At 75.2% G+C, this 26,550-nt stretch carries 22 protein-coding genes and 1 pseudogene; 8 read left to right on the forward strand and 15 right to left on the reverse strand.

Annotated features, from left to right (window positions below; translation table 11 throughout):
• The first annotated feature begins 10 nt into the window (after positions 1-10).
• Positions 11-1,105, forward strand: a complete 1,095-nt coding sequence (locus tag ACVCAH_RS11975; RefSeq protein WP_447136153.1) for an FUSC family protein — start codon at positions 11-13, stop codon at positions 1,103-1,105.
• 111 nt (positions 1,106-1,216) lie between these two features.
• On the forward strand, positions 1,217-2,752 hold the full coding sequence (locus tag ACVCAH_RS11980) for a M1 family metallopeptidase (RefSeq protein WP_447136154.1): 1,536 nt from the start codon (positions 1,217-1,219) through the stop codon (positions 2,750-2,752).
• 152 nt (positions 2,753-2,904) lie between these two features.
• On the opposite strand, the gene ACVCAH_RS11985 is transcribed toward ACVCAH_RS11980, so the two are convergent.
• The 4 genes from ACVCAH_RS11985 to gltB form a co-directional block, all read right to left on the reverse strand.
• Positions 2,905-4,443: an MFS transporter gene (locus ACVCAH_RS11985; RefSeq protein ID WP_447136155.1), complete on the reverse strand. Its 1,539-nt coding sequence runs from the start codon at positions 4,441-4,443 to the stop codon at positions 2,905-2,907.
• 215 nt (positions 4,444-4,658) lie between these two features.
• A complete protein-coding gene (locus ACVCAH_RS11990; RefSeq protein WP_447136156.1) occupies positions 4,659-5,180 on the reverse strand; it encodes a hypothetical protein in 522 nt (173 codons plus the stop codon).
• Between the two features lie 97 nt (positions 5,181-5,277).
• Positions 5,278-6,786, reverse strand: coding sequence for a glutamate synthase subunit beta (locus tag ACVCAH_RS11995; protein ID WP_447136157.1), 1,509 nt, complete (start codon positions 6,784-6,786; stop codon positions 5,278-5,280).
• Positions 6,779-11,503 carry a glutamate synthase large subunit gene (gene gltB / locus ACVCAH_RS12000; RefSeq protein ID WP_447136158.1) on the reverse strand — a complete coding sequence of 1,575 codons (4,725 nt, stop codon included), beginning with the start codon at positions 11,501-11,503 and terminating at the stop codon, positions 6,779-6,781. The genes ACVCAH_RS11995 and gltB overlap by 8 nt, the downstream gene beginning before the upstream one ends.
• A 149-nt stretch (positions 11,504-11,652) precedes the next feature.
• Here gltB and ACVCAH_RS12005 point away from each other — a divergent pair, with 149 nt between their 5' ends.
• The gene (locus tag ACVCAH_RS12005; RefSeq protein ID WP_447136159.1) at positions 11,653-12,498 is read left to right on the forward strand and encodes a GNAT family N-acetyltransferase; all 846 of its coding nucleotides are present in this window, start codon (positions 11,653-11,655) and stop codon (positions 12,496-12,498) included.
• 6 nt (positions 12,499-12,504) lie between these two features.
• Here ACVCAH_RS12005 and ACVCAH_RS12010 read toward each other — a convergent pair whose 3' ends face one another.
• Together ACVCAH_RS12010 and lgt are read right to left on the reverse strand one after the other, a co-directional pair.
• Positions 12,505-13,692 (reverse strand): FAD-dependent oxidoreductase, encoded by a 1,188-nt coding sequence (locus ACVCAH_RS12010; RefSeq protein ID WP_447136160.1) that lies wholly within the window; start codon positions 13,690-13,692, stop codon positions 12,505-12,507.
• 10 nt (positions 13,693-13,702) lie between these two features.
• Positions 13,703-14,887, reverse strand: a complete 1,185-nt coding sequence (gene lgt / locus ACVCAH_RS12015; protein WP_447136161.1) for a prolipoprotein diacylglyceryl transferase — start codon at positions 14,885-14,887, stop codon at positions 13,703-13,705.
• Positions 14,888-14,989: 102 nt separating this feature from the next.
• On the opposite strand from lgt, the gene ACVCAH_RS12020 reads away from it, so the two are divergent.
• Positions 14,990-15,499: an NUDIX hydrolase gene (locus tag ACVCAH_RS12020; protein WP_447136162.1), complete on the forward strand. Its 510-nt coding sequence runs from the start codon at positions 14,990-14,992 to the stop codon at positions 15,497-15,499.
• A gap of 292 nt (positions 15,500-15,791) precedes the next feature.
• On the opposite strand, the gene trpA is transcribed toward ACVCAH_RS12020, so the two are convergent.
• From trpA to trpC, 3 genes are read right to left on the reverse strand one after another with little or no spacing between them, the layout of a single operon-like run.
• Positions 15,792-16,595, reverse strand: coding sequence for a tryptophan synthase subunit alpha (gene trpA, locus ACVCAH_RS12025; protein ID WP_447136226.1), 804 nt, complete (start codon positions 16,593-16,595; stop codon positions 15,792-15,794).
• A gap of 23 nt (positions 16,596-16,618) precedes the next feature.
• A complete protein-coding gene (gene trpB, locus ACVCAH_RS12030) occupies positions 16,619-17,854 on the reverse strand; it encodes a tryptophan synthase subunit beta (RefSeq protein WP_447136163.1) in 1,236 nt (411 codons plus the stop codon).
• 39 nt (positions 17,855-17,893) lie between these two features.
• A complete protein-coding gene (trpC, locus tag ACVCAH_RS12035) occupies positions 17,894-18,697 on the reverse strand; it encodes an indole-3-glycerol phosphate synthase TrpC (RefSeq protein ID WP_447136227.1) in 804 nt (267 codons plus the stop codon).
• Between the two features lie 475 nt (positions 18,698-19,172).
• Between trpC and ACVCAH_RS12040 the strand changes: the two genes are divergently transcribed.
• Positions 19,173-19,430: a hypothetical protein gene (locus ACVCAH_RS12040; protein ID WP_447136164.1), complete on the forward strand. Its 258-nt coding sequence runs from the start codon at positions 19,173-19,175 to the stop codon at positions 19,428-19,430.
• On the opposite strand, the gene ACVCAH_RS12045 is transcribed toward ACVCAH_RS12040, so the two are convergent.
• The 5 genes and pseudogenes from ACVCAH_RS12045 to ACVCAH_RS12065 form a co-directional block, all read right to left on the reverse strand.
• The gene (locus tag ACVCAH_RS12045; protein WP_447136165.1) at positions 19,423-20,010 is read right to left on the reverse strand and encodes a Trp biosynthesis-associated membrane protein; all 588 of its coding nucleotides are present in this window, start codon (positions 20,008-20,010) and stop codon (positions 19,423-19,425) included. The two genes, ACVCAH_RS12040 and ACVCAH_RS12045, sit on opposite strands and share 8 nt — an antisense overlap.
• A 44-nt stretch (positions 20,011-20,054) precedes the next feature.
• Positions 20,055-21,608 (reverse strand): anthranilate synthase component I, encoded by a 1,554-nt coding sequence (locus ACVCAH_RS12050; RefSeq protein ID WP_447136166.1) that lies wholly within the window; start codon positions 21,606-21,608, stop codon positions 20,055-20,057.
• Entirely contained in the window at positions 21,605-22,039 is a 435-nt protein-coding gene (gene hisI / locus ACVCAH_RS12055; RefSeq protein WP_447136228.1) for a phosphoribosyl-AMP cyclohydrolase, read from the reverse strand. The genes ACVCAH_RS12050 and hisI overlap by 4 nt, the downstream gene beginning before the upstream one ends.
• A 183-nt stretch (positions 22,040-22,222) precedes the next feature.
• Positions 22,223-22,816: pseudogene (locus ACVCAH_RS12060) on the reverse strand (phosphoribosyl-AMP cyclohydrolase); the annotation flags it as partial.
• 159 nt (positions 22,817-22,975) lie between these two features.
• Positions 22,976-23,371 carry a MerR family transcriptional regulator gene (locus ACVCAH_RS12065; RefSeq protein WP_447136167.1) on the reverse strand — a complete coding sequence of 132 codons (396 nt, stop codon included), beginning with the start codon at positions 23,369-23,371 and terminating at the stop codon, positions 22,976-22,978.
• Positions 23,372-23,488: 117 nt separating this feature from the next.
• Here ACVCAH_RS12065 and ACVCAH_RS12070 point away from each other — a divergent pair, with 117 nt between their 5' ends.
• From ACVCAH_RS12070 to ACVCAH_RS12080, 3 genes are read left to right on the forward strand one after another with little or no spacing between them, the layout of a single operon-like run.
• Positions 23,489-24,280: an ABC transporter ATP-binding protein gene (locus ACVCAH_RS12070; protein WP_447136168.1), complete on the forward strand. Its 792-nt coding sequence runs from the start codon at positions 23,489-23,491 to the stop codon at positions 24,278-24,280.
• Complete coding sequence (locus tag ACVCAH_RS12075; protein ID WP_447136169.1) at positions 24,277-25,032, forward strand: ABC transporter permease; 756 nt, start codon at positions 24,277-24,279, stop codon at positions 25,030-25,032. Before ACVCAH_RS12070 ends, ACVCAH_RS12075 begins: the two co-directional genes overlap by 4 nt.
• Positions 25,033-25,088: 56 nt before the next feature.
• Positions 25,089-25,682, forward strand: a complete 594-nt coding sequence (locus ACVCAH_RS12080; RefSeq protein WP_447136170.1) for a TetR/AcrR family transcriptional regulator — start codon at positions 25,089-25,091, stop codon at positions 25,680-25,682.
• Here ACVCAH_RS12080 and ACVCAH_RS12085 read toward each other — a convergent pair.
• Positions 25,658-26,527 carry a sigma-70 family RNA polymerase sigma factor gene (locus tag ACVCAH_RS12085; protein ID WP_447136171.1) on the reverse strand — a complete coding sequence of 290 codons (870 nt, stop codon included), beginning with the start codon at positions 26,525-26,527 and terminating at the stop codon, positions 25,658-25,660. The genes ACVCAH_RS12080 and ACVCAH_RS12085 overlap by 25 nt on opposite strands.
• Positions 26,528-26,550: the final 23 nt, after the last annotated feature.

Consider the following 26,550-nt stretch of genomic DNA (forward strand, 5'->3'; position numbering starts at 1 on the left):
GGCGGGTCGATTGCGGCTGCATCAGTTCGAAGTCGCCCTGGCGATCTCGGTGCAGGCTGGGCTCGCCGCGGTGCTGGCCTGGTCGATCGGGCACGATCTGCTGGGCAACCCCTCGCCGGTCTTCGCGCCCTCCGCCGCGGTGGGCACGATCGTCGCCGCGCTCGGCCAGCGTGCCCACCGCACCGTCGAACTGCTGCTCGGAGTCGGACTGGGTATCGCCACCACCGACGTCCTGCTGGCGGTTCTGGGCACCGGGCTCTGGCAGACCGGAGTTGTCGTCGGCGGTGCCATCCTGGCCACGCTCGTGCTGTTCGGGCGCACCGGGGCAGCCGTCGGACAGGCCGGCGGCACGGCGGTGCTGCTCGCGACCCTGTCGCCTGCGCAGCAGGACCTCGAATGGCCGCGGATCGTCGACGCGATGGTCGGCAGTGTCGTCGGCCTCGTGGTGGTCGCGTTGCTGCTGCCGATCAACCCGATGCGGATCCTCGACCGCGACGCAGCCCCGATCTTCCAGTGCCTCGCGCATCAGCTGAGGGAGGTTTCGGCGGCGCTGGCCACCCGCGATCAGCAACGGGCGGTTCGAGCGCTGGAAGCGCTCCGCGGCATGGGACCCGACCTCGATCGGATGCACCAGGCGCTCAACGGCGCCGAAGAGGTGGTCAGCCTGGCGCCGGCTCGCTGGCGGCGTCGACAGGACGTGGAACGCTTCGCGCGTGGGACCGTGCACGTGGAACGGGTCATCGAACACAGCCGAGGGTTGGCCCATCGGTCGGCGCTGGCGCTGCAGTACGACGAGCCCCTTCCCCGCGAGCTGTCCGCCGGCGTCGGCCAGCTCGCCAACGCGGTCGAGCTGCTGCGACACGAGCACCGTGCCGGGCGCCCGCCCGAAGGAACCCACCAGAAGATCCTCGACGCCGTGCACCGGGCCGGCCGGGCCCGGGCGCTCGGAGTCGACGACTTCGGAACCGCGGTGGTGACCCAACTGCGCACCGCCGCGAGCGAACTGCTCCGAGCCACCGGCTGCGACCCGACGTCGGCCAACCGGGAGGTACGGATAGCGGCCCGGGAGGGCGAGGACTCCGTCCGGGCCGACGAGCGGCGGTAGGCCGCCGGAAACGGGCGTCGACGGACAGCGGGCGGGCACGACGGGGGCGACATGTTCACATGTGTCGATTAGGTTGACCGTGCGAACACCCCGATGGAGGGAGTCCACCCCGTGCGACGAGCTCTCACGGCGGCCATCGCCGCCCTGACCGTCACCACCGCCGGCACCCTGGTCGCCGGCACCCCCGGCCACGCCGCCCTACCGGGCTGGGGTCGGCCGGTCCTGCCCACCGCCGCGCCGCAACCCGGCGGTCCGGGCCTCGGTGACAGCTACTTCCCGGACTACGGCAACGGCGGCTACGACGTCGAGCACTACGACGTCCGGCTGCGCTACGACCCGCAGACCGACCTGCTCACCGGCACCACCACCATCCTGGCCCGGGCCACCCGGGACCTGTCCCGGTTCAACCTGGACTTCCTGCTCGACGTCGACTCGGTACGGGTCAACGGCTGGCAGGCCACCGCCACCCGGGAGGGGGTGCACGAGCTGGTCGTCACGCCGCGCCGGGCGGTGACCGCCGGCCAGCAGCTCACCGTCGTGGTGCGCTACTCGGGCGTGCCGTCCGAGACGCTGGTCGGCGGCTACACCGGCTGGACCCGTACCGACGACGGGGCGATGGCGGTGAACGAGCCCGAGTCCGCCTGGTGGTGGTTCCCCAGCAACGACCACCCGACGGACAAGGCCACCTACGATATCTCCGTGTCGGTGCCGACCGGGGTCGAGGTGATCAGCAACGGCGTGCAGCCGCGGCCGCCGCTGGCCGAGGCCGACAACCGCACCCGGTGGAGTTGGCGCACCACCTCGCCGACCGCCACCTACCTGGCCTTCCTCGCCATCGGCCAGTACGACATCGTCAGCGACACCGCGCCGAACGGCCAGCCGGTGGTCAACGCGTACAGCACCACGCTGGGCGAGCTGGCTCCGGCCGCGCGGGCCAGCATCGAGCGCACGGCCGAGATCGTCGAGTGGGCCGCCGGGATCTTCGGCCCGTACCCGTTCGAGGCGCAGGGCGGCGTGGCCGGGCCGGTCGACGGCATCGGCTTCGCGCTGGAGACGCAGACCCGGTCGGTGTACGGGCCGGGCTTCTGGCGCCGGGGCGCCAACACCTACGTGGTGGTGCACGAGAACGCCCACCAGTGGTTCGGCGACTCGGTGTCGGTGGCCGACTGGAGCGACATCTGGCTGAACGAGGGCTTCGCCTCCTACGCCGAGTGGCTCTGGTCGGAGGAGCAGGGCGAGGGCACCGCGCAGGAGCTGTTCGACTTCACGTACGCCAGCTATCCGGCGGACGACGAGTTCTGGCAGGTGCCGCCGGGCGAGCCCGGCCCGAGCCGGATCTTCGACGACGCGGTCTACGACCGGGGCGCGATGGCGCTGCACCAGCTCCGGCTGGCCGTCGGCGACGACGCGTTCTTCGCCATCCTGCCGGCCTGGACGGCCGAGCACCGGCACGGCAACGCCAGCATCGAGCAGTTCCAGGCCCTCGCCGAGCGGATCTCCGGGCTGGACTTGGACGACCTGCTCACCACCTGGCTGTTCACCCCCGGCCGCCCCGACGTCCCAACCACCGCCCGCAAGTCCACCCCACCCGCCGAGCCCAAGTCCTGGCCGAAGCTCCGCGAATCCCACCACCTCCTAACCCACTGACCCCGTCCCCGCCCCCCGCCCCGCCCGGCGGGTTGATCATGAAGTTAGCGGCGCGACACGCCGGTATCGGCGCCGCTAACTTCATGATCGACAGCCTCGGGCGGAGGGGCGGGCGGAGGGCGGGCGGGCGGGCGGGGCAGGGTCGGGGTGGGTCAGCCGACGGGGTCGGTGAGGACCGGGGTCGGGGTGGAGCGGGCGCACTGGACGGGCGGGCCGGCGGGACGGGGCGCCCCGGCGAGTCCGGAGCGTCGGCGGGCCCGGCGCGGCGCGCCGGCCGCGTACTCGTCGGCCGGCGGCCGGAGTCGCGCGCCCCTCGGCCGGGCCGGCGCCGTCCGGGCGGCGGGGACGCCACCGAACGGCCGGACGGTCGGCGCCGGCACCGGCCGGACCACGGTCGACGCCGGTCGGACGACGCGGGCGGCCGTCAAGGCGACCCGACGCACCCTGGGCGTGGCCAGCGCCCGGGCGAGCCGGCGGCGCAACCGGCGATCCCGCAGCCCGTCCAGGGCCACCCCGGCCACCACGGTGGCGATCGCCGTGGCCGCGCCGGCCAGCACCAGGGTCTGCCGGGGGCCGGCGTGCTCGGAGAGCCAGCCGAGCAGCGGGGCGCCGACCGCGGCGGAGACCGAGCCGGTGACCGCCAGCGCGGCCAGCACCCGCCCGCGCATCGCGTAGTCGGTGTCGAGCTGGGCCCGGGTCCCGACGGTGGTGTCGATGACCACCGCGGCGGCGGCGACCGGCAGGATCACCGCGGCGAAACCCAGGGTGGTCGGGGCCAGGCCGGCGGCGATCTGCAAGCCGCTGGCCAGCAGTCCCGCGCCGACCAGGACGCCGTAGCCCAGGTGCCGCCGGCGGGCCGCGACGAGCGCGCCGAGCACCGTGCCCACCGCGAAGACGGTGGACAGCAGGCCGTAGCCGGCCGCGCCCCCGCCCAGCGGGCCGTCGCTCATCGCCGCCATGGTGACCTGGTAGTTGCGGCCGAGGCTGCCGAGCACGAACGACAGGGCCAGCGCGACCAGCACCACCGGCTGGCGCAGCAGGTAGCGGAAGCCGGCCCGGATGCCGCCGTCCACCGGCTCCGCGTCGGCCGCCGGCTCGCCGGTGTGCAGTTCCCGCTCCCGTACGGCGAACAGGGCCACCAGCACCGCGACGAAGCTGGCCGAGTTGACGGCGAAGAGCACGGCGGGGCCGACCGCGGCGACCACGACGGCGCCGGCGCTCATGCCGAGGATGCGACCGGCGGAGTGGGTGAGCGAGCCGAGCGCCAGCGCGTTGCCGAGGCTCTCCCGGTCCACCAGGGTCGACGTCCAGCGGCCCATCATCGGCCCCTCGATCGCCGAGACCACGCCGGTGGCCAGGGAGATCGCGTAGATCGCCGGTAGGCCGCCCGCGCCGGTGGCGGCGACCACCGCCAGCCCGGCCGCCAGCGCCGCGTGCGCCGCCTGGGCGGCGACCAGCAGCGGCTTGGCCGACAGCCGGTCGGCCAGCGCCCCACCCCAGGCGCTGAGCAGCAGCGTGGGCAGCGCCTGGAGGAGCACGGCGAGGCCCATCGAGGTCGCCGACCGGGTCTCGGCGAGCACGTACCAGTTGACCCCGAGGACCTGCATCCAGGTGCCGACGACCGAGACGAAACCCGCAGCGGCCCAGATCCGGTAGTTGCGGTGGCGCAGCGCTGCGAACGTGGCACCCACGGCCACGACCTCCCCACGACGGCGACATTGACGACGCCGACCCGCTCGGTGGTTCGGCGGTGGCCAAGTCTGGCGGCCGGCAAACCGATCCGCCGCTGTTCGTGAGGGGGTTCACCGGGAGCCGCCGCAGGCGACCACAGACCAGGCGAAACCGGGCACCCGTCCGGTCCTCGTCACGTCCCCCGATCGGCCAGGCCGCGGGGACGGACGGCGGATCAGGCGGCCGGTACCGCCGCCGGAGAGGCCGGTGTCGCGGTGGCCGCCTCGACCGCCCGGATGTGCCGGTAGGCGAACCAGAGCGGCGGGAAGGCGCCGACCGCGAAGGAGAGGTCGACCAGCGTCCAGAACCAGGGGATGTCCCGGATCGGGCCGCAGATCAGGGCCAGCGGCACGATGCCGGCGCAGGCGATCATGCCGAGCTGCACCACCCAGACGTTGCGCACCGGGTCACGCAGTGGGCCCCAGAAGGCCACCGCCAGCACCAGGTGCGCGAACGCGAGCCAGTCGGTCCCGTAGCGCATGAACGGGTAGCGGTCGCCGGTCTCGACCAGCCCGGTGTGGACCCGTTCGACCCAGCCGAACAGGGCCGGCAGGTCGTCGGCGAGCGGGTCGAGCGCCCGGAGCAGCCAGCGCACCTCGATCTCCAGCGGGAACGCGGTCACCCCGCTGAGGAACAGACCCACGACCACGACCCACAGCCAGCGGCGGACCCGCCGCAGGCGCTCCTCGCTGTCCATACCGGGCAGCGTAGCGACGATCTTCGTGCCGGCCGGTCCCCCAACCACCGGGATGGACCACGAACACCATGACCTGGCTCACCCGCTGACCGACCGGTCAGCGGGCGGCGAGGGGTTCGGCGGCGGGGTCCACCGGAGCGGGGAGGGTGCCGGGGCCGCCGAGGTAGGTGTGGATCGCGGCGGCCGCGGCGCGGCCCTCGGCGATCGCCCAGACGATGAGCGAGGCGCCCCGGTGCATGTCGCCGGCCACGAAGACCCCGTCGACCCCGGTCTGCCAGTCCGGCCGGGCGTCGACCGCGCCGCGGGCGTTGCGGGTCACCCCGAGCTGCCCGAGCAGCGGCTGCTCCTCGGTGCCGTCGAAGCCGATCGCCAGCAGCACCAGGTCCGCCGGGAGTTCCCGCTCGGTGCCCGGCACCGGGGTGACGATCCGCCGGCCGTCCCGCTTCTGGACGGTCACCTCGGCGATCCGGACCGCCCGCACCGCGCCGGTGCCGTCGTCGACGAACTCCTGCACCGCCACCGCGAAGACCCGCTCGCCGCCCTCCTCGTGCGCCGGGTACGCGCGCAGGATCCACGGCCAGGTGGGCCACGGGTCGCGCGACTCGTCCCGGGCGTGCGGCGGCTGCGGGTACAGGTCCAGCTGGTGCACGCCGGCGGCGCCCTGCCGGTGCGCCACGCCGAGGCAGTCGGCCGCGGTGTCGCCGCCGCCGATGATCACCACGTGCTTGCCGGCCGCGTCGATCGGCGTGCCGTCGGGCAGTACGGCGAGCGCGGGCCGCCCCTCGCCGGCCGCGGCGACCACCCGGTTGGCCGCGACCAGGTGTTCCATCGCCTGGTGCACGCCGCGCAGCTGCCGACCCGGCGTCGCCGGGGTGTCCCGGCCCTGCAGCGCGCCGCAGGCGAGCAGCACGGCGTCGTGCTCGGCGCGCAGCTGCTCGGCGGTCACGTCCACACCCACCTGCACGCCGGTGCGGAACCGCACCCCCTCCGCGGCGAGCTGGGCCAGCCGCCGGTCGATGTGCTCCTTCTCCAGTTTGAAGTCGGGGATGCCGTACCGAAGCAGGCCGCCGAGCGCGTCGTCGCGCTCGTACACCGTCACCGCGTGGCCGGCGCGGGCCAGCTGCTGCGCGGCCGCCAGGCCGGCGGGCCCGGAGCCGACCACGGCGACCGAACGCCCGGACGGCGCCGGCACCGGGCTCGGCGCCAGCCGGCCACGCTCGACGGCCGCGTTGGCGATCTCCACCTCGACCTGCTTGATGGTGACCGGCTCACCGCCGCCGATGCCGAGCACGCAGGCGGCCTCGCACGGCGCCGGGCAGAGCCGGCCGGTGAACTCCGGGAAGTTGTTGGTGGCGTGCAGCGAGTCCACCGCGGCGTCCCAGTTGCCGGTGCGGACCAGGTCGTTCCAGTCCGGGATCCGGTTGCCCAACGGGCAGCCGTCGTGGCAGAACGGGATGCCGCAGTCCATGCAGCGGGTGGCCTGCTCGCGGATCAGCTCCTCACCGGCGGGCGGGTAGACCTCCCGCCAGTCGCTGATCCGCACCGGCACCGGCCGGCGGGCCGGCATCCGCCGCGGGTAGCGCAGGAAACCGTTCGGGTCAGGCACGAGCCACCTCCTGGGCGACCGCCCGCTGGGCGGGCGGCACCGGCGCGGTCAGGGCAGTCATGACCGCGTCGTCGACGTCACGGCCGGCGGCTTCGGCGGCCCGCATGATCTCCAGCACCCGGCGGTAGTCCCGGGGCACCACCGCGGTGAACTCCGCCACCGCCGCCGGCCAGTGCTTGAGCAGCTCCTCGGCGACCGCCGAGTCGGTCTCGGCGAAGTGCCGCTGCACCAGCTCGTGCAGCACGGCCTGCTCCTCCTCGGACAGCGGCGCCAGGTCGACCAGCTCGGCGTTGACCCGGCGCCGGTCGAGCCGGTGGACGAAGGCGGTCCCGCCGGACATGCCGGCGGCGAAGTTGCGGCCGGTCGGCCCGAGCACCACCACGGTCCCGCCGGTCATGTACTCGCAGCCGTGGTCGCCGACGCCCTCGACGACGGCCACCGCGCCGGAGTTGCGCACCGCGAACCGCTCCCCCACCCGGCCGCGCAGGAAAAGCTCGCCGGCCGTGGCCCCGTACAGGATGGTGTTGCCCGCGATGATCTGGTCCTCGGCCCGCGCCCCCAGCGCGGCGTCGCCGTCGAGGAACGGCGCGGCGGCGTCCGGCCGGACGACGAGCCGCCCGCCGGAGAGGCCCTTGCCGACGTAGTCGTTGGCGTCGCCGTGCAGCCGCAGGGTCACCCCGCGGGGCAGGAACGCGCCGAACGACTGCCCGGCGGTGCCGCGCAGGGTGAACTCGATCGTGTCGGCGGGCAGGCCCGCGCCGCCGTAGCGGCGGGTCACCTCGCCGCCGAGCATGGCGCCGACGCTGCGGTGCTCGTTGCGCACCGCCACCTCGACCCGCACCGGCGTGACCTGTGCGGAGTCCCGCGCCTCGGCGCTGGTCGCCTCCGCCCGGGACCCCGCATCCCGCAGCGCCGGCTCGGCGAGGGCGATCAGCTCGTTGTCCAGGGCCAGGTCCAGGCCGTGGTCCTGGGCGCGGGTCCGCCGGCGGGCGGCGCCGGCCGGCAGTTCCGGCAGGTGCAGCACGGGGGTCAGGTCGAGCCCGCTGGCCTTCCAGTGCGCGATCGCCGGGGTGACGTCGAGCAGCTCGGCGTGCCCGATCGCCTCCTCGATCGACCGGAAGCCCAGCTCGGCCAGGTAGCCGCGGACCTCCTCGGCGAGGAAGAGGAAGAAGTTCTCCACGAACTCCGGCTTGCCGGTGAAGCGTTCCCGCAGCACCGGGTTCTGGGTGGCGATGCCGACCGGACAGGTGTCCAGGTGGCAGACCCGCATCATGACGCAGCCCTCGACGATCAGCGGGGCGGTGGCGAAGCCGAACTCCTCGGCGCCGAGCAGCGCCGCGACCAGCACGTCCCGGCCGGTCTTGAGCTGGCCGTCGACCTGCACGGTGACCCGGTCGCGCAGCTTGTTCAGCAGCAGTGTCTGCTGCGCCTCGGCCAGCCCCAGCTCCCACGGGGTGCCGGCGTGCTTGAGCGAGTTCAGCGGGGACGCGCCGGTGCCGCCGTCGTGACCGGAGATCAGGATGACGTCGGCCTTGAGCTTGGCCACGCCCGCCGCCACGGTGCCGACGCCGACCTCGCTGACCAGCTTCACGTGCACCCGGGCGGCCGGGTTGACGCACTTCAGGTCGTGCACCAGCTGGGCGAGGTCCTCGATGGAGTAGATGTCGTGGTGCGGCGGCGGGGAGATCAGGCCGACGCCCGGGGTGGCGTGCCGGGTACGGGCGATCCACGGCCAGACCTTGTTGCCGGGCAGCTGCCCGCCCTCGCCGGGCTTGGCGCCCTGGGCCATCTTGATCTGCAGGTCGTCGGCGTTGACCAGATATTCGCTGGTCACCCCGAACCGGCCGCTGGCGATCTGCTTCACCGCCGAGCGGCGGGCCGGGTCGTGCAGCCGCTCGACGTCCTCGCCGCCCTCGCCGGTGTTGGACTTGCCGCCGAGCCGGTTCATCGCGACGGCCAGCGTCTCGTGGGCCTCGGCCGAGATCGAGCCGTACGACATGGCGCCGGTGGCGAACCGCTTGACGATCTCGGTGGCCGGCTCGACCTCCTCGATCGGCACCGCCGGCCGCGCCCCGGTCCGCAGGGTGAACAGCCCGCGCAGCGAGCCCGCCTGCGCGGCCAGCTCGTCGACCTTCGCGGTGTACTTGCGGAAGATGTCGTACTGCCGGCTGCGGGTGGCGTGCTGGAGCAGGAAGACGGTCTCCGGGTTGAACAGGTGCAGCTCGCCCTCGCGGCGCCACTGGTACTCGCCGCCCACCTCCAGCCGGTCGGTGGCCGCGGCGCCCGGCGCCGGCCAGGCCCGCGCGTGCCGGGCGGCGACCTCGGCGTGGATGCCGTCCAGCCCGATCCCACCGATCTTGCTCGGGGTGCCCCGGAAGTAGCGCTGCACCAGCCGGGAATCCAGCCCGACGGCCTCGAACACCTGGGCGCCGCAGTACGACGACACCGTCGAGATGCCCATCTTGGACATGATCTTCAGGACGCCCTTGCCGAGCGCCTTGACGTAGTTGCGGACCGCGACGACCGGCTCGACCCCGGCCAGCGCGCCGGTGGCGATCATGTCCTCCACCGACTCGAAGGCCAGGTACGGGTTGACCGCCGCCGCGCCATAGCCGATCAGCACCGCGGCGTGATGCACCTCGCGGCAGTCGCCGGACTCGACGATCAGCGCCACCTGGGTGCGGGTCTGCTCGCGGACCAGGTGCTGGTGCACCGCGGCGGTGAGCAGCAGCGACGGGATCGGCGCCAGGTCGGCGTTGGAGTCCCGGTCGGAGAGCACCAGGATGCGTACGCCGTCCTCGATCGCCTCGGAGACGTGCCGGCAGATCTCGGTCAGCCGGGCCTTGATGCCCGCGCCGCCCTCGCGGACCCGGTAGAGCCCGGAGACCCGGACCGCCTTGAAGCCGGGCAGGTCGCCGTCCTCGTCGATGGAGAGGATCTTGGCCAGCTCGTCGTTGTCGACCACCGGGTAGGGCAGCACGATCTGCCGGCAGCTGGCCGGACCCGGGTCGAGCAGGTTGCCCTCCGGCCCGATGGTCGACGCCAGGCTGGTCACCAGCTCCTCCCGGATGGCGTCCAGCGGCGGGTTGGTGACCTGGGCGAAGAGCTGGTGGAAGTAGTCGTAGAGCAGCCGCGGCCGGGTGGACAGCGGCGAGATCGGGGTGTCCGTGCCCATCGAGCCGATCGGCTCGGCGCCGGCCCGGGCCATCGGCGCGAGCAGGATCTTCAGCTCCTCCTCGGTGTAGCCGAAGATCTGCTGCCGGCGGCGGACCGAGTCGTGGGTGTAGACGATGTGCTCGCGGGCGGGCAGGTCGGTCAGCTCGATCAGCCCGGCGTGCAGCCAGTCGCCGTACGGCCGCTCGGCGGCCAGCTCGGCCTTGATCTCCTCGTCGTGCACGATCCGGCCGGCGACGGTGTCGACCAGGAACATCCGCCCCGGCTGGAGCCGCCCCTTGGCGACCACCCGGGCCGGGTCGACGTCGAGCACGCCCGCCTCGCTGCCGAGCACCACCAGGCCGTCGTCGGTACGCCACCAGCGCCCCGGGCGCAGCCCGTTGCGGTCGAGCACCGCGCCGACGAGTTCGCCGTCGGTGAAGGCGACCGAGGCCGGCCCGTCCCACGGCTCCATCAGGCTGGCGTGGAAGCGGTAGAAGTCCCGCTTGTCCGGCCGCATGTCCGGGTCGTTCTCCCACGCCTCCGGGATCATCATCAGCACCGCGTGCGGCAGGCTCCGCCCGGCCAGGTGCAGCAGCTCCAGGACCTCGTCGAAGTTGGCCGAGTCGGAGGCGGCCGGGGTGCAGACCGGGAAGATGCGCCGGATGTTGCCGGGCAGGTTCGGGGTGCGCAGCAGCGCCTCCCGGGCCTGCATCCAGTTCCGGTTGCCGCGGATGGTGTTGATCTCGCCGTTGTGCGCGATGAAGCGGTACGGGTGCGCCAGCGGCCAGGACGGGAAGGTGTTGGTGGAGAACCGCGAGTGCACCAGCGCGATCGCGCTGACCACCCGCTCGTCGGTCAGCTCCGGGTAGAACGCGGGCAGTTGGTCGGGGGTGAGCATGCCCTTGAAGACCATGGTCCGCGCGGACAGCGACGGGAAGTACGCCGGCACGCCCCGCTCGGCGGACTCCCGCTCGGCCTGCTTGCGGACGCAGAACGCCACCCGGTCCAGCTCGACGCCGCGCAGCGGCGTACCGGCCGGGCCGGCCGGCGAGTCGGTGAGCCGGTGCGCGGCGAGGAAGAGCTGCCGGATCCGGGGCATCGCGGCGAGCGCGGTCTCGCCCAGGCCGGCCGGGTCGACCGGCACGTCCCGCCAGCCGAGCAGCTCGGCCCCCTCGACCAGGGCGTACTTCTCCACCACCCGGCGGGCGCGCGCCTCGGCGGCGTCGTCGTCGGGGAGGAAGACCAGGCCGGTGGCGTACGCGCCGGCCGGCGGCAGCGGGAAGTCCACCACGGCGCGCAGGAACGCGTCCGGCACCTGGATCATGATCCCGGCGCCGTCGCCGGTGTTCGGTTCCGCGCCGCGGGCACCCCGATGATCCAGCCGGCACAGCGCGGCGAGGCCGTTGGCGACCACCGCGTGGGAGCGCCGTCCGTGCAGGTCCGCCACGAAGGCCACCCCGCAGGCGTCGTGCTCCTGGGCGGGGTCGTAGAGCCCGGCCGCGGGGACACCCGGGCCGTACGGCGCGGCCGGCTGGGGGCTGTGAGGGTACGGAAAGGCCACCGGGCCTCCTGTCGTCGCTCAGCGTTGGATCACGGGGTCGGGACGACGTCGGCCCTTGTGGGTTTATTGAGTCTACGTTAGGGCGGGGTGCGCAAGGCCAGTGCGGATTGATCACACCTTCCAGAGTCTGGGACGTGTAGTCTCGCGCGGTGGATCCGCAGCACAAGGACCTGTTCGACCGGTTGGAACGCTTCTACGACGCGGTGCCCCGGGACGTGGCCCGGGCCGAGGAGTACGGCGGCCTGGTGCTCTTCGTCCGGGACGGGACCGGCTGGCCGTTCTACGCCCGGCCCCGGCTCGACGCCGGCGAGGCCCCCTCGCTGGCCGACGTCGCCCGGGTCCGCGAGCGGCAGCGCGAGCTGGGGCTGCCGGAAGCCTTCGAGTGGGTGCACGAGACCACGCCGGACCTGCTCGCGGTGGCCCGCTCGGCGGGGCTGAGCGTGCTGGAGGCGCCGCTGATGGTGCTCGACCCGGCCGCGCTGCCCGACCCGGCGACGCTGGCCGCCGTACCGGTGCGGCTGCTCGACCCGGACGCGCCGGACTTCGCCGCCGACGTGGCCGTCCGGCGGGCCGTCGCCGCGGTCGGCTTCTCCGCGCCCGGCACCGGCCGGGGCGACGCCGGTCCGGCCGAGCGGGAAGCCGCGGTGGCCGAGGTGGACCTGGCCGCGCTGGCCGAGGAGCGGACCCGGATCGCCGACGGCGCGCGGCTCTCCGTGCTGGCCGGCACGCCGGCAGAGGGCGCCCTGGCCAGCGGGATGGCGATGCGGGTCGACGACGTCGCCGAGATCGCCGGGGTGGCCACCCTGCCGGCCGCCCGCCGCCGGGGCCTGGGTGCCGGGGTGACCGCCACGCTGGCCCGCGAGCTGCTGGCCGCCGGCACCGACCTGGTCTTCCTCTCCGCCGGCAGCGAGGAGATCGCCCGGGTCTACCTGCGGGTCGGCTTCCGCCGGATCGGCACCGCCTGCATCGCCGAACCCGCCCCGGTGCTGCCCTGACGCAGGTCAGCTCGGCGGCCGCCAGGCGGCCGCGGTGGTGGCGGCGGTGGAGAGCAGCCGGGGGCTGATCGTGCCGAGGGCGGCGTCGCGGGCCCGCAGGGCGAGCCGGCCGCGGGCGCGCAGCACCGCCGACATCCGGCGGGCCTGCCGGACCATCGACGCCGCGCGCGGGCGGCGCACCCGGTCGTACGCGGCCAGCGCGTCGGGCAGCCGCGACTCGCGCAGCAGGGTGGCCAGGGTGGCGGCGTCCTCGAAGGCGAGGCAGGCGCCCTGGCCGAGGTGCGGCGGCATGGCGTGTGCGGCGTCGCCGAGCAGCACCACCCCGCCCGGGCCGGCCGGGAAGGCGTACCCCCGGGGCAGCGGCCGCAGCTCGCGGATCTCCTGCTGCACCAGGTCGGCCGGGTCGGTGGCGTCGAGCAGGTCGGTGACCGGCGACGGCCAGCCCGCGTACCAGCGGCGCAGCAGGGCGAGCTGGGTCTCCGGGGGCTCCGGCCGGGGCGCCCCGGCCGCGGTGGCCACCCAGTAGATGCCGCCCCGGCTGGACCCGCCCGACGAGCCGCGCTCGCCCAGCGAGGCGGAGACGAACCGGTATCCGGCGCCGAGGGTCTCGCCGCCCACCGGCACCTCGGCGGGCAGCCGCGGCGCCCGGTACCAGGGAATCACCGCCCGCCAGGCGGCGCAGCCGGAGCTGACCACGGTGGCCTCGGGCGCCAGCTGGCGGCGGAGCTCGCTGTCGGTGCCGTCGGCGGCAACCACCAGGTCGGCCTCGATCGTGTGCCGGCCGTCGCCGACCGCCGGGCGCGCGCCGGCCGCGGCGCGCACCGTCCGCACGGTCACCCCGGTGCGCAACTCGACCCTGTCGCCCAGCCCGGCGATCAGCGCGTCGTGCAGGTCCTCCCGGTGCACCACCACCGGCATCCGGTCGGCCGGGGCGGGCCGGGGCTGCACCAGCCAGTGCCCGTCCGGGCGGCGTATCCCGGCGTCGGGCAGCGGCGTGGCGATCGCCTCCAGGCCGGCGCCGAGGCCGAGGGCGCGCAGCGCGCGCACCCCGTTGGGCCACAGCACGACGGCCGTCGGCTCCGGGCGGATCCGGTCGGCCCGTTCCAGGAGGGTGACCCGCCAGCCGGAGCGGGCCAGCGCCCCGGCGACCGCGAGGCCGCCGATCCCGGCGCCGACCACCACCGCGCTCCGCATGGTTCCCCGCTCAGCTGTCGCCGTCGGCGGGGCGGGAACCCGCCGCGCCGGCCCGCTCGTCCCGCGCCGTCGCGTCCGCGGTCTCCGCGTCGTCGGGGCGATCGGTCGACCCGGTCGCGGCCCGGTCGGCCGGCTCGTCGTCCCCGTCGGCCTGGCCGTCCCGGTCGGCGGCGGGGTCGGCGGGCGCCTCGCCGGTCTCCTGCCAGGTGCGGTACTGCTCCTCGCTGACCACCCGGTAGCCCTCCGGCGCGGCCGGCTGCGCGCCGGCCTCGGTGGCGGAGAGGTCGACCTGCGAGACGTCGGACGCGGGCGGGGCCGGCGCCGCCGCCGCGCCGACCGGGACGAGGTACTCCCGGGGGCCGCGGACGCGCACGAAGTAGACCAGGGCGCCGAGGAACACCAGGGCCGCGGTCCAGACGTTGAGCCGGACGCCGAGGATGGTGTTGGCCTCGTCGGTGCGCATCAGTTCGATCCAGAACCGGCCGGCGGTGTAGCCCATCACGTAGAGCGCGAACGCCCGGCCCCGGCCGAGGCGCAGCTTGCGGTCGAGCACCAGGACCAGCACCGCGACGCCGACGTTCCAGAGCGCCTCGTAGGCGAAGGTCGGGTGGTAGAGGCCCGGCTCGAGGATGGGCCGGCCGGTGTCGTCGCGCAGCGCGTGCCCCGGGTTGTCCGGGTCCATCCGGTGGATCTCCAGCCCCCAGGGCAGGGTGGTCCGGCCGCCGTAGAGCTCGTTGTTGAACCAGTTGCCGAGCCGGCCCACCGCCTGCGCCAGCGGCAGGCCCGGCGCGAGCGCGTCGGCCACCACGGCGAACGGGACGCCGAGCTGGCGGGCGGCGATCCAGGCGCCGATCGCGCCGCCGGCCACTGCGCCCCAGATGCCGAGGCCACCCTCCCAGATGGCGAACGCCTTCATCGGGTCGCCGCCGGTGCCGAAGTACTTCTCCGGCGAGGTGATCACGTGGTAGATCCGGGCGCCGATGATGCCGGCCGGCACGGCCCAGACCGCGATGTCGAGCACCGCGCCCGGGGCGACCCCGCGCCGGCGCAGCCGGTACTCGGTGACCACGCAGGCCACCACGATGCCGAGGATGATGCACAGCGCGTACGCCCGGAGCGGGACCGGGCCGAGCTGCCAGACCGCGGTGCTGGGACTGGGCAGGGCCGCCTGGGGGGACAGCGAGGCGAGAGTCACGGATGCACACGCTACCGCTGTCGACCCCTCCGGCGGCACCCCGGTCCGTGCCGGGTGGCGGCTCGGTGACTTCTGGTTTGCGCCGACGTAGGCTCTTTGTCCATGAGCGCGCTCACCTGGGCGGTGGCCGCGGTCGTCACCGACGACGCCGGCCGGGTGCTGCTCTGCCGGCAGGGCCGGGGCGAACGCCGGTACGCGCTGCCCGGCGGGCGGCTGCACCGGGCGGAGAGCCCGGTGCACGCGGCGGTGCGCGACATCCGCGCGGAGACCGGCTGGGAGATCGAGGTGGTCGACCTGGTCGGGCTCTACCACCTCGGCGCGCCGGCGCCCGGCCCGGCGCCGCCGCCCGGGCGGGCCGGGACGCTGCCGGAGGTGCTGGTGCACGTCTTCCGGGCCCGCGGCCGGCGACCGGCGGGCGAGCCGGTGGGCGGCTGCCGGCTCTCCTGGCACGACGTGACGGACCTGCCCGAGTTGCTCACCCCCACCACCCGGGCGGCGCTCGCCGACGCGCTGGCCGGCCGCTCCGGCGTGCTGCACGACTGCGGCCCGCCGGCCGGCCGGGCACCGGAACCCCGGGCCCAGCCGGCGACGCGCGAGACGACCCCGCGGTGACGCGCGGCCCGGCGGCCCGGCGGCCCGGCGGCAAAGAGTATTCCCCGCGACCCTCATGCCGGTGAGGCATGAATATGACGGAACGGAATGACGGACGAGCCGACTGCCAGCCCCCGCGACGACGTTGGTGCCTGCGAGCGGCACCGGCCGGGGCTGAGGTCGGGGAGGGTCACCGCGAGGGCGAGCCCGGCAGCCTCGCAGCGGCTGGGGTGGCCGGCGTGACCGTCCGGGTGGCACCGCCCACCCCGCGAGGTGGCCCGGTCACAGGGATCGGTGGCGGGACGGGCGGTGGTCAGCGGGCCGGGTGGCGGACGCCCTCGGCCAGTTCGGCGCTGAGCGTCCGGAGCGCGGCCAGCCCGGCGTCGAGATCCGGCGCGTCGAGCATGCAGCGGACCAGCGCGCTGCCCACGATCACGCCGTCGGCGTACCCGCCGACCGTGCCGGCCTGCGCGCCGGTGCCCACCCCGAGGCCGACGCCGACCGGCAGGTCGGTGACCGCCCGGACCCGGGAGACCAGCACCGGCGCCGCCTCGGAGGTCTGCGTCCGGGCACCGGTGACGCCCATGAGCGCGGTGGCGTAGACGAAGCCGCGGCAGTGCTCGACGGTCATCGCCAGCCGGGCGTCGGTGGAGGACGGGGCGACCAGGAAGGTGCGGTCCAGCCCGTACGCGTCCGACGCGGCCAGCCACTCGTCGGCCTCGTCGGGGATCAGGTCGGGAGTGATCAGTCCGGTCCCGCCGGCGGCGTCCAGGTCCCGGGCGAACGCGTCGACCCCGTACCGCTCGATCGGGTTCCAGTAGGTCATGGTGACCACCGGGGCGCCGGTGGCCGCGACCGCCTCGATGATGCGCAGCGTGTCGGCGGTCCGTACGCCGCCGGCCAGCGCGATGTCGCTGGCCTTCTGGATCACCGGGCCGTCCATCACCGGGTCCGAGTACGGGATCTCCACCTCGATCACGTCGACCCCGGCCTCGACCATCGCGGTCATCGCCGCGATGCTGCCCTCGACGGTCGGGAACCCGGCCGGCATGCAGCCGACCAACAGGGCCCGCCCGTCGGCGCGCGCCTTGTCGAAGGCCACCCCGATCCTGCTCACGCCGGCGGCACCGCCCATCGCACTCACTCCTTGTCGAGGACGCCGAAGTAGTCGCCGGCGGTGTGCACGTCCTTGTCGCCCCGGCCGGAGAGGTTGACCACGATGGTGGGCTCGCGGCCCAGGTCGGCGGCGAGCTTCGGGGCGATCTTCAGGGTGCCGGCGAGGGCGTGCGCGCTCTCGATCGCCGGGATGATGCCCTCGGTGCGGCAGAGCAGCTCGAACGCGGCCATCGCCTCGTCGTCGGTGACCGGCGCGTAGCTGGCCCGGCCGGTGTCGTGCAGCCAGGCGTGCTCGGGCCCGACGCCCGGGTAGTCCAGGCCGGCGGAGATCGAGTGCGACTCGCAGGTCTGCCCGTCCGCGTCCTGGAGCACGTAGGTGCGGGTGCCGTGCAGCACGCCGGTGGAGCCGCCGGTGATGCTGGCCGCGTGCCGGCCGGTCGCCACGCCGTCGCCGCCGGCCTCGAAGCCGTACAGCCGCACCTGCGGGTCGCCGACGAAGGCGTGGAAGATGCCCAGCGCGTTCGAGCCGCCGCCGACGCAGGCGGTGACCGCGTCCGGCAGCGCGCCGGTCAGGTCGAGGCACTGCTGGCGGGCCTCGTCGCCGATGCCCCGGACGAAGTCGCGGACCAGCGCCGGGAACGGGTGTGGCCCGGCCGCCGTGCCGATCAGGTAGTGGGTGTCCTCGACGTTGGCCACCCAGTCGCGCATCGCCTCGTTCATCGCGTCCTTGAGGGTGCGCGAGCCGGCGGTGACCGGTACGACCGTGGCGCCCAGCATCCGCATCCGGGCCACGTTCAGCGCCTGCCGCTCGGTGTCGACCTGGCCCATGTAGACCACGCACTCCAGGTCGAACAGCGCGGCGGCGGTGGCGGTGGCCACCCCGTGCTGGCCGGCGCCGGTCTCGGCGATCACCCGGGTCTTGCCCATCCGCCGGGTCAGCAGCGCCTGGCCGAGCACGTTGCGCACCTTGTGCGCGCCGGTGTGGTTGAGGTCCTCGCGCTTGAGCAGCACCCGCGCGCCGGCCTTGGCGGAGAACCGCCGGGCCTCGTAGAGCAGCGACGGGGTGCCGGCGTAGTCGCGCAGCAGCGCGCCGAACTCGGCCCGGAACGACTCGTCGGCCATCGCCGTGCGGTGCGCGGCGTCCAGCTCGTCCAGCGCCGCGACCAGCGCCTCCGGCACGAACCTCCCGCCGAAGCGGCCGAAGTGGCCGGCCGGGTCGGGAAACGGACCGGTCGGGGCGGCCAAGGCGTCGGCGCTCATGCCGGCACTCCTCTCGCTGCGGGCGTCAGCCGGCGCGCCTCAGCGCACCGGACGGGGCGTGGCCGGGTGGTTGCCGGCGTTGACCAGCTCGGCCACCGCCTCCCGAGGGCTCTTCTGGGTGACCAGGCCCTCGCCGACCAGGACCGCGTCGGCACCGGCCGAGGCGTACCGGATGAGGTCGTGCGGGCCGCGCACGCCGGACTCGGCGATCTTCACGACGCTGCTGGGCAGGCCGGGCGCGATCCGCTCGAACACCGAGCGGTCGACCTCCAGGGTACGCAGATCGCGGGCGTTGACCCCGATCACCTGCGCACCGGCCTCCAGCGCCCGGTCGGCCTCCTCCTCGTCGTGCACCTCGACCAGCGCGGTCATGCCGAGCGACTCGATCCGCTCCAGCAGGCCGACCAGCACGTTCTGCTCGAGGGCCGCGACGATCAGCAGCACCAGGTCGGCGCCGTGCGCCCGGGCCTCGTGCACCTGGTAGCTGGAGACGACGAAGTCCTTGCGCAGCACCGGGACGTTGACCGCGGCGCGCACCGCGGCGAGGTCGTCCAGCGAGCCGCCGAACCAGCGCCCCTCGGTGAGCACGCTGATCGCCCGGGCGCCGCCGGCGGCGTACTCGCCGGCCAGGTCGGCCGGGTCGGCGATCTCGGCCAGCTTCCCCTTCGACGGCGAGGAGCGCTTGACCTCGGCGATCACCGCGACACCGGGCCGGCGCAGCGCCGCGTAGGCGTCCATCGGCGGCGGCGCGGCGGCGGCCAGTTCGCGGATCCGCTCCAGCGGCACCTGCTCCTGCCGCCGGGCCACGTCCTCGCGCACGCCGGCCAGGATCTCGTCGAGCACGCTTACGGACGCCGCCGGACCGGCCTCGTCCCCCTCCGCGTGCGCATGCTCAGCAGTCACCAACGGACTCCCCTCTCCGGGTGTCATGGGCCGATGCTAGGGGGTTCCACCCGACCCCGGGAGGTGGGGGTATGGCGCGGCTCACGGAACGGCCTGCGGCATAATGGCCGACTTCGGTGAAGGGGATGTCACGTAGCGCCACCGCCGGCATCGACAACCACTCATGGGCCATTGGACCACGCGGCGACGCCGGAGCACAGCCGCCGCGACCCCGCCCCGGGCGAGCCCGCCGCGACCCCGCCGGCCGCTGTGACGAAGCTCAAGGACGAACGGCCCTGTGCAGGTGGCGGCCCCGGACGCAGAGTTGACGTGTCGGTCACCACGGCGAAACGTGAACCGGCGAGCATCTTCCTCGGGCAGACTCGACGATGCGCCTGCCCCACCGTTCGCCGACGATCCTCGTGCGGAGAGATCAATGAGTACTGCCGGGCCCCACCAGACCATCGGACTGACCACCATCTCCCGTACCGTCGCCTCGCTCGCCGTCGGGGTGGTGCACACCCTGGAGCGGGCCGTGGTCGGCGAGGCGCGGATGCGGACCGCCCGGGGCAACGCCTGGGAGGCGGTCTGCGCCGACCGGGCCCGCGCCGACCAGCGCGCCGAACTGGACCGCCTGGTGGCGGAGCTGGCGGCCGCCCGGGCCGCCGCCCGCGACCGCCAGCCGGTCAGCTGACCGTCGGGTCCTCGCCCCGGTCCAGCGCGTCCCACGCCTCGGTGGTGCGCCGCCCGGTGACCGGTCCGGCCGGGCCGGGCGCCGCGGGCGCGGCCGTGCCCCGGGCCGGCCGTTCGTAGCGGGCGCCCATCGCCGGCCACCGCTGGCCGCGCAGCGCGGTGAGCAGGCCGCCGGTCGCCGCGAGCACCCCGCCGAGCAGGCAGAGCGCCGGCCACTGCCGGCTCACCTCGCCGGCGAAGTCGGCGACCAGCCCGTAGCCGCCGCCGGCCGCCACGGCGAGCCCCAGCAGGCAGAGCAGCCCGCCGAGCAGCCGCCGCAGCCGGCCCCGGGTGGCCAGCACCGCGCCGCCGCCGGCCAGCCCGACCAGGGCCAGCGCCGGCAGCCACGGGAGCAGGCCGGCGCCGGTGTGCGCGTCCCGCACCGCCGGCAGCGGCGCCGGCCGGGCGGCCAGCTCGACCGACCAGGTGCGGGTCGCCGCCCAGAGCGCCAGGCCCGCGCCGGCCAGGCAGAGCAGCACCGCGTACGTCAGCTCGCGCCGGCCCGCGGCGGGCCGGGCGGCCGGCTCGGCGCCCCCGTTCACCGGAACCGCCGGTCGTTCGGGACCCCGGGGCTCCGCCGCGCCGCTCACCGGGCGGGCCGGAGGGTCTCGGCGGCGGCGATGGCGGCGAGCACGGCGGCGGCCTTGTTCCGGGTCTCCTGGTCCTCCGCCGCCGGATCGGAGTCGGCCACCACCCCCGCGCCCGCCTGCACGTAGGCGCGGCCGGCGCGGATCAGCGCGGTCCGGATGGCGATCGCCATGTCGAGGTCCCCGCCGAAGCCGAAGTAGCCGACGGTGCCCCCGTAGAGGCCCCGCCGGACCGGCTCCAGCTCCTCGATGATCTCCATGGCCCGCACCTTGGGCGCGCCGGAGAGGGTGCCGGCCGGGAAGGTCGCGGCCAGCGCGTCGAACGCGGTGCGGTCGGCGCGCAGCGTGCCGACCACGGTCGAGACGATGTGCATGACGTGGCTGTACCGCTCGATGGTGGCGAACTCGGGCACCTCGACGGTGCCCGGGCGGCACACCCGGCCCAGGTCGTTGCGGCCCAGGTCGACCAGCATCACGTGTTCGGCCCGCTCCTTGGGGTCGGCGAGCAGCTCGGCGGCGAGCCGGGCGTCGGCGGCCGGGGTGCCGCCGCGCGGGCGGGTGCCGGCGATCGGGTGCAGCAGCGCCCGCCGCTCGCCGTCGGCCTCGACGGTCACCTTCAGGTGCGCCTCGGGCGACGAGCCGACGATGTCGAAGTCGTCGAAGCGCAGCAGGTACATGTAGGGGCTGGGATTGGTCGTGCGCAGCACCCGGTAGACGTCGAGCGGGTCGGCGTGGGTCTGCCGCTCGAACCGCTGCGCCAGCACGATCTGGAAGCACTCGCCGGCCCTGATCGCCTCCTTGGCCGCCTCCACCGCCTTCGGGTAGCCGCCCTCGGGCGTGCGGCTGTGCACCTGGCCGGCCGGCGGGCGCTCCACGGTGGAGATCATCGGCGGGATCGGCCGGGACAGCGCGGTGGTCATCGCGTCGAGCCGGCCCACCGCGTGGTGGTACGCGGCGGCGACCAGCGCGTCGCGGTCCGGCTCGTCCGGCGGCGGCAGGACCGCGTTGGCGACCAGGATCGCGGAGCCCTCGTAGTGGTCCAGCACCACCAGGTCGGTGGCGAGCATCATGCCCAGCTCGGGCAGGTGCAGGTCGTCCTCGGTCAGCTCGGGCAGCCGCTCGAACCGCCGGACCAGGTCGTAGCCGAGGTAGCCGACCATGCCCCCGGTCAGCGGCGGCATCCCGGCGGCCGGCTCCGCGGCCGGGCCGGCGAGCGCCTCGACGGTGGCGCGCAGCACCTGGACCGGGTCGCCGGTGGTGGGCAGCCCGGCCGGCGGCTGGCCCAGCCAGGCCGCCCGCCCGTCCCGCTCGACCAGGGTGGCGCTGCTGCGCACGCCGATGAACGAGTACCGCGACCAGGCCAGCCCGGCCGAGCCGACGCCCTGCTCGGCGGACTCGAGCAGGAAGGTGCCCGGGCCGCCGGCCAGCTTGCGGTAGACCCCGACCGGCGTCTCCGCGTCGGCGAGCAGCCGGCGGGTGACCGGGACGACCCGCCGGTCGGCGGCGAGCGCGGTGAAGGTCGCCGCGTCCGGGCTCACCCTGCCGTCGGTCATGACCGGTCCCCCGCCCCGGTGACCGGCAGCTCGGTGAAGAAGCAGCTGCGGTGCCCGGTGTGGCAGGCGGCGCCCACCTGCTCGACGCTGACCAGCAGCGCGTCCCCGTCGCAGTCCAGGGCGACCGCGCGGACGTACTGGTGGTGCCCGGAGGTGGCGCCTTTGACCCAGTACTCACGCCGGCTGCGCGACCAGTAGGTGGCCCGGCCGGTGGTCAGGGTGCGGTGCAACGCCTCGTCGTCCATCCAGGCGACCATCAGCACCTCGCCGGTGTCGTGCGCGCGGACCACGGCGGCGACCAGGCCGTCCGGGGTGCGGCGCAGCCGGGCCGCGATGGCCGGGTCGAGCTGGGACGGGCGGGCCGGACCGCCGTCCGCCGGCCCGGTCGGGCTGGGTGGGGCGCCGGTCACCGGCGCGTCAGGTACGGGCACAGTGACCCATTCTCCCGCACGCGGCGCGGGCACCGGCGACGACTCCCGCCGGGGGCGCGGCGGCCGGGCGGCGGGTCGGGTCAGCTGGGCGACGTAGCGGTCCAGCCGGCCGTCGACCAGCGCCTCGGCCAGGTCCGTCCCGGCCACCTCGGCGACCTCGGCGGCGTACCGGCGGACCAGCGGCAGGATGCCGGTGACCAGACGGGCCGCCGCCGCGCAGAGCTGGCCGGTGGAGCCGGGGCGCAGCCCGAGGCAGAGCAGCATGTCGTCGCGGTAGCCGGAGGGCGCGACCGGCAGGGCGAGGGCGGCGGCGAAGGCGGCCCGCCGGGACACCACCCGGACCGAGGCGTTGGCCAGCCGGAGCACCGACGGGCAGAGCCGGGCCAGGTCGGCGGCGGCCAGCCGGACACCGAGGTGGTCGCCGGCGTCCCGTGCCCCGGCGACCTTACCGAGCGTGGCGACCAGCTCCTCCAGCTGCGGCTCGCCGGCCGGCTGGCAGAGCACCGGCAGGTCGATCCGGGACCGCCAGTGCGGGTCCGCCCAGAGCAGCCGGGCCGGTGCGGCGACCGGCAGCCCGAACGCCCAGTCGGCCGGTTCGCCGAGCCGGGTCACCCAGGACCGGACGTCCTGGGCGGCCACGGAGACGTGGGTCAACCGGCCGGCGTGCTCGGCGAGGTAGGCCCGGCGGGCGGCGTACGGCGCGCCGCCGAGCAGCACGTCGACGTCGACGTCGCTGTGCGCGGTGGCCGCCCGCCGGGCATGGCTGCCGCGCAGCATGATGCCGACGACGGGCCGCTCGGCCGCCGCCCGCAGCCGGGCGGTCCAGTCCGCGAGGAACCCACTGTCCGGTGACGGAGGGTAGTCCACGAGGCCATCGTGTCGTACGCCCGATCGGGGCGCAATGCCCGTTGGCGGACCTGGTGTCCGGTCCGGGGCCTATGCCCCCTCCAGGTCCTCCTCCGCCCGCCGGTACGCGTCGATCTTGTGGTCGAGGACCTTCAGGTCCTCCGCCAGCTCGGCCATCCGCGCCAGCACCCGGGCCCGGTGCGCCTCGAACAGCGCCCGCCGGGCACCCAGCGTGCCGTCGCCCTGTCGGGCCAGGTCGGCGTAGCGGCGCATGTCCCGCACCGGCATCCCGGTCCGCCGCAGCCGGGTGAGCAGGAAGAGCCAGTTGACGTCCCCGGCGGTGTACCGGCGCCGCCCGGCCGAGTCCCGGCCGACCGGGGCGACCAGCCCCTCCTGCTCGTACCAGCGCAACGTGTAGGTGGTGAGGCCGACCCGCTCGGCCGCCTCGCCGACGGTGAGCGCGCTCTCCCGGGTGTTGATGTCCACGGTTCCAGGCTGGCAGTTCGAGCGCACTCGAAGTCAACCCGCCCCCCTGTTGCGCGCGGGGCGATATCTCATCTAGCGTTGAGTTCAACAGGTGTTGAGTTTTTGGGGAGGTGTGCGATGGACGACGCGATCGCCGTCCGCGACCTGGTCGTCGACCGGGGTGGGCGGCGGGTGCTGCACGGGATCAGCGCCACGGTGCCGCGCGGCGTGGTGACCGGGCTGCTCGGCCCCAGCGGCAGCGGCAAGACCACGTTGATGCGCGCGGTGGTCGGGGTGCAGGTGGTCACCGCCGGCACGGTCACCGTGCTGGGGCGGCCCGCCGGCTCGGCCGAGCTGCGCCGCCGGGTCGGCTACCTAACCCAGGCGCCGAGCGTCTACGCCGACCTCACGGTGCGGGAGAACGCCCGCTACTTCGCCGCCCTGCACGGGCGCGGCCGGACCCACGCCGACCGGGCGGTGGCCGACGTCGGGCTCGCCGCCGCGGCGAACCAGCTGGTCGGCACCCTCTCCGGCGGCCAGCGCAGCCGGGCCTCGCTGGCCTGCGCCCTGGTCGGCGACCCGGAGCTGGTCATCCTCGACGAGCCGACCGTCGGGCAGGACCCGGTGCTCCGGGCCGACCTCTGGGCCCAGTTCCACGAGCTGGCGGCGGCCGGCACGGCCCTGCTGGTGTCCAGCCACGTGATGGACGAGGCGGCCCGCTGCGACCGGCTGCTGCTGATCCGGGAAGGCCGGCTGATCGCCGACGACACCCCGGACGCGGTCCGGGCCGCCGCCGGGGTGGCCGACCTCGACGAGGCGTTCCTGCGGCTGATCAGGGCAACCGAGACGAGCGGGGCCGGCGTCGGGCCGGCCACCGGCAGGGACGGCACGGCGGGCCGCAGCGGCGACGCCGGACGGGAGGCGTCGTGAACCCGAGGATCCTGGCGGTCACCACCGGCCGCATCCTGCGCCAGCTGCGGCACGACCGGCGCACCGTGGCCCTGCTGGTCGCGGTGCCCGCGCTGCTGCTCACGCTGGTCTACTACATGTACGCCGACCAGCCCGCCGCGCCCGGCCAGCCGTCCACCTTCGACCGGATCGCGCTGATCATGCTCGGCTTCTTCCCGTTCATCATCATGTTCCTGGTGACCAGCATCGCGATGCTCCGCGAGCGCACCACCGGCACGCTGGAACGCCTGCTCACCACGCCGCTGGCCAAGGCCGACCTGCTCTTCGCCTACGGCATCGCCTTCGGGCTGGCCGGCGCGGTCCAGGCCACCGTGGCCTCGGCCGTGGCCTACTGGCTCTTCGACCTGGACACCGCCGGCAGCAGCGGCCTGGTGATCATGATCGCCGCGCTGAACGCGGTGCTCGCGGTCGCGCTGGGCCTGTTCTGCAGTGCCTTCGCCCGCACCGAGTTCCAGGCCGTACAGTTCATGCCGGTCGTGGTCGCCCCCCAGCTGCTGCTCTGCGGGCTCTTCGTGCCCCGGGGTGAGATGGCCGGTTGGTTGCAGGCGGTCAGCGACGTGCTGCCGCTGTCGTACGCCGTCGAGGCGTTGCAGGAGGTCGGCGCGAACGCCGAGCCGACCGGCACGATGTGGCGGGACGCGGCGGTGGTCGCCGGCGCGGCGGTGCTGGCGCTGGTGCTCGCCGCGGCCACCCTGCGGCGGCGCAGCGGCTGACGCCGGCCGCCGTGGCCGGGGCCACGGCGCGGGAACGGAACGAGTGAAGGGCGGCGATGGTACGGCGGACCGGCCGGCGACCCGGCAAGCCGGGCACCCGGGAGGCGATCCTCGACGCGGCGCGGGCCGCGTTCGCCGAGCGGGGCTTCGACGGGGCCTCCATCCGGGCCATCGCCGCCGCGGCCGGGGTGGACCCGGCCCTGGTGCACCACTACTTCGGCAGCAAGGACCAGCTCTTCCTGGCCGCCATGAACGCGCCCGTCGATCCGGGCGAGCTGATCCCCCGGATCCTCGCCGGCGACCGCGCCGGCATCGGCGAGCGGCTGGTCCGGCTCTTCCTCGGAATTTGGGACTCGCCGGCCGGCCACGCCGGCGTGGCCCTGCTGCGTTCGGCGGTGAGCAACGAGTGGACCGCCCGGCTGATGCGGGAGTTCCTGACCACCCAGGTGCTGCGCCGCGTCCTCGACCACCTCGACACGGACCCGGCCGAGCTGCCGCTGCGCGGGTCGCTGGTGGCCAGCCAGCTGATCGGCCTGGCCATGATGCGGTACGTCATCAAGCTGGAGCCGGTCGCGTCCGCGCCGGCGGAGACCCTGGTCGCGACGGTCGGCCCGACCGTCCAGCGCTACCTCACCGGGGAACTGGACTGATCGAGGACCGCGACCTGGAGTTCGCGCAGGCGTGCGGGGTCGGCCACGATCTCGATCCCGGTGATCAGCCGATCCCCGAGCGCGAAGGTCAGGACGGTGACCAGCCGGCCGTGCGGAGCGACGACGACGCCGACCGCCCCGTTCACCAGCGCCGGCTCCGCGTACCGGCTGTGGCCGGAGAACACGAGCGCGTGCTCGGCCACGGCCCGCGCACCGCGGGCCTCCCGGACCGGGCCGGCGTCCGCGCGCGCCACCACATTCGGGTCGAGCAGCGCGAGCAGGGCGTCGAAGTCCCCGTCGCGGGAGGCGGCGAGGAACGCCTCGACGACCGCGCGCTGGCGGGTGAGGTCGGGAGCGGCCGCCGGGACGACGCCCCGTACCCGCCGCCGGGCGCGGCTGGCCAGCTGCCGGGCCGCGGTCGGCGTCCGCCCCACGATCGGGGCGATCTCCGCGAAGGGCACGGCGAACATGTCGTGCAGCACGAACGCCAGCCGCTCGGCGGGCGCGAGCTGGTCGAGCACCACGAGCAGCGCCAGCCCGACCGAGTCCGCAAGCAGTGCCTCGCGCTCCGGGTCGAGCCGGTCGGCCCGGCCCGCCACCTGGTCGGGCAGGGGCTCCTCGCGCCGCGACCGGCGTGAGCGCAGCATGTTCAGGCAGACCCTGGCGGCGACCGTGGTCAGCCAGCCGTCGACGTTCTCCACGCCGCTGGTGCCCGACCGGCTGACCCGCAGCCAGGTCTCCTGTACGGCGTCGTCCGCCTCGCTCAGCAAGCCGAGCATCCGGTAGGCCAGCGCGCGCAGGTGGCCCCGGTTCTCCTCGAACCGTCGCGCAAGCAACTCGTCCATCCGTCACATTCCTCCGTCCCGCC

It is taken from the genome of Micromonospora sp. LZ34 (assembly GCF_052981855.1).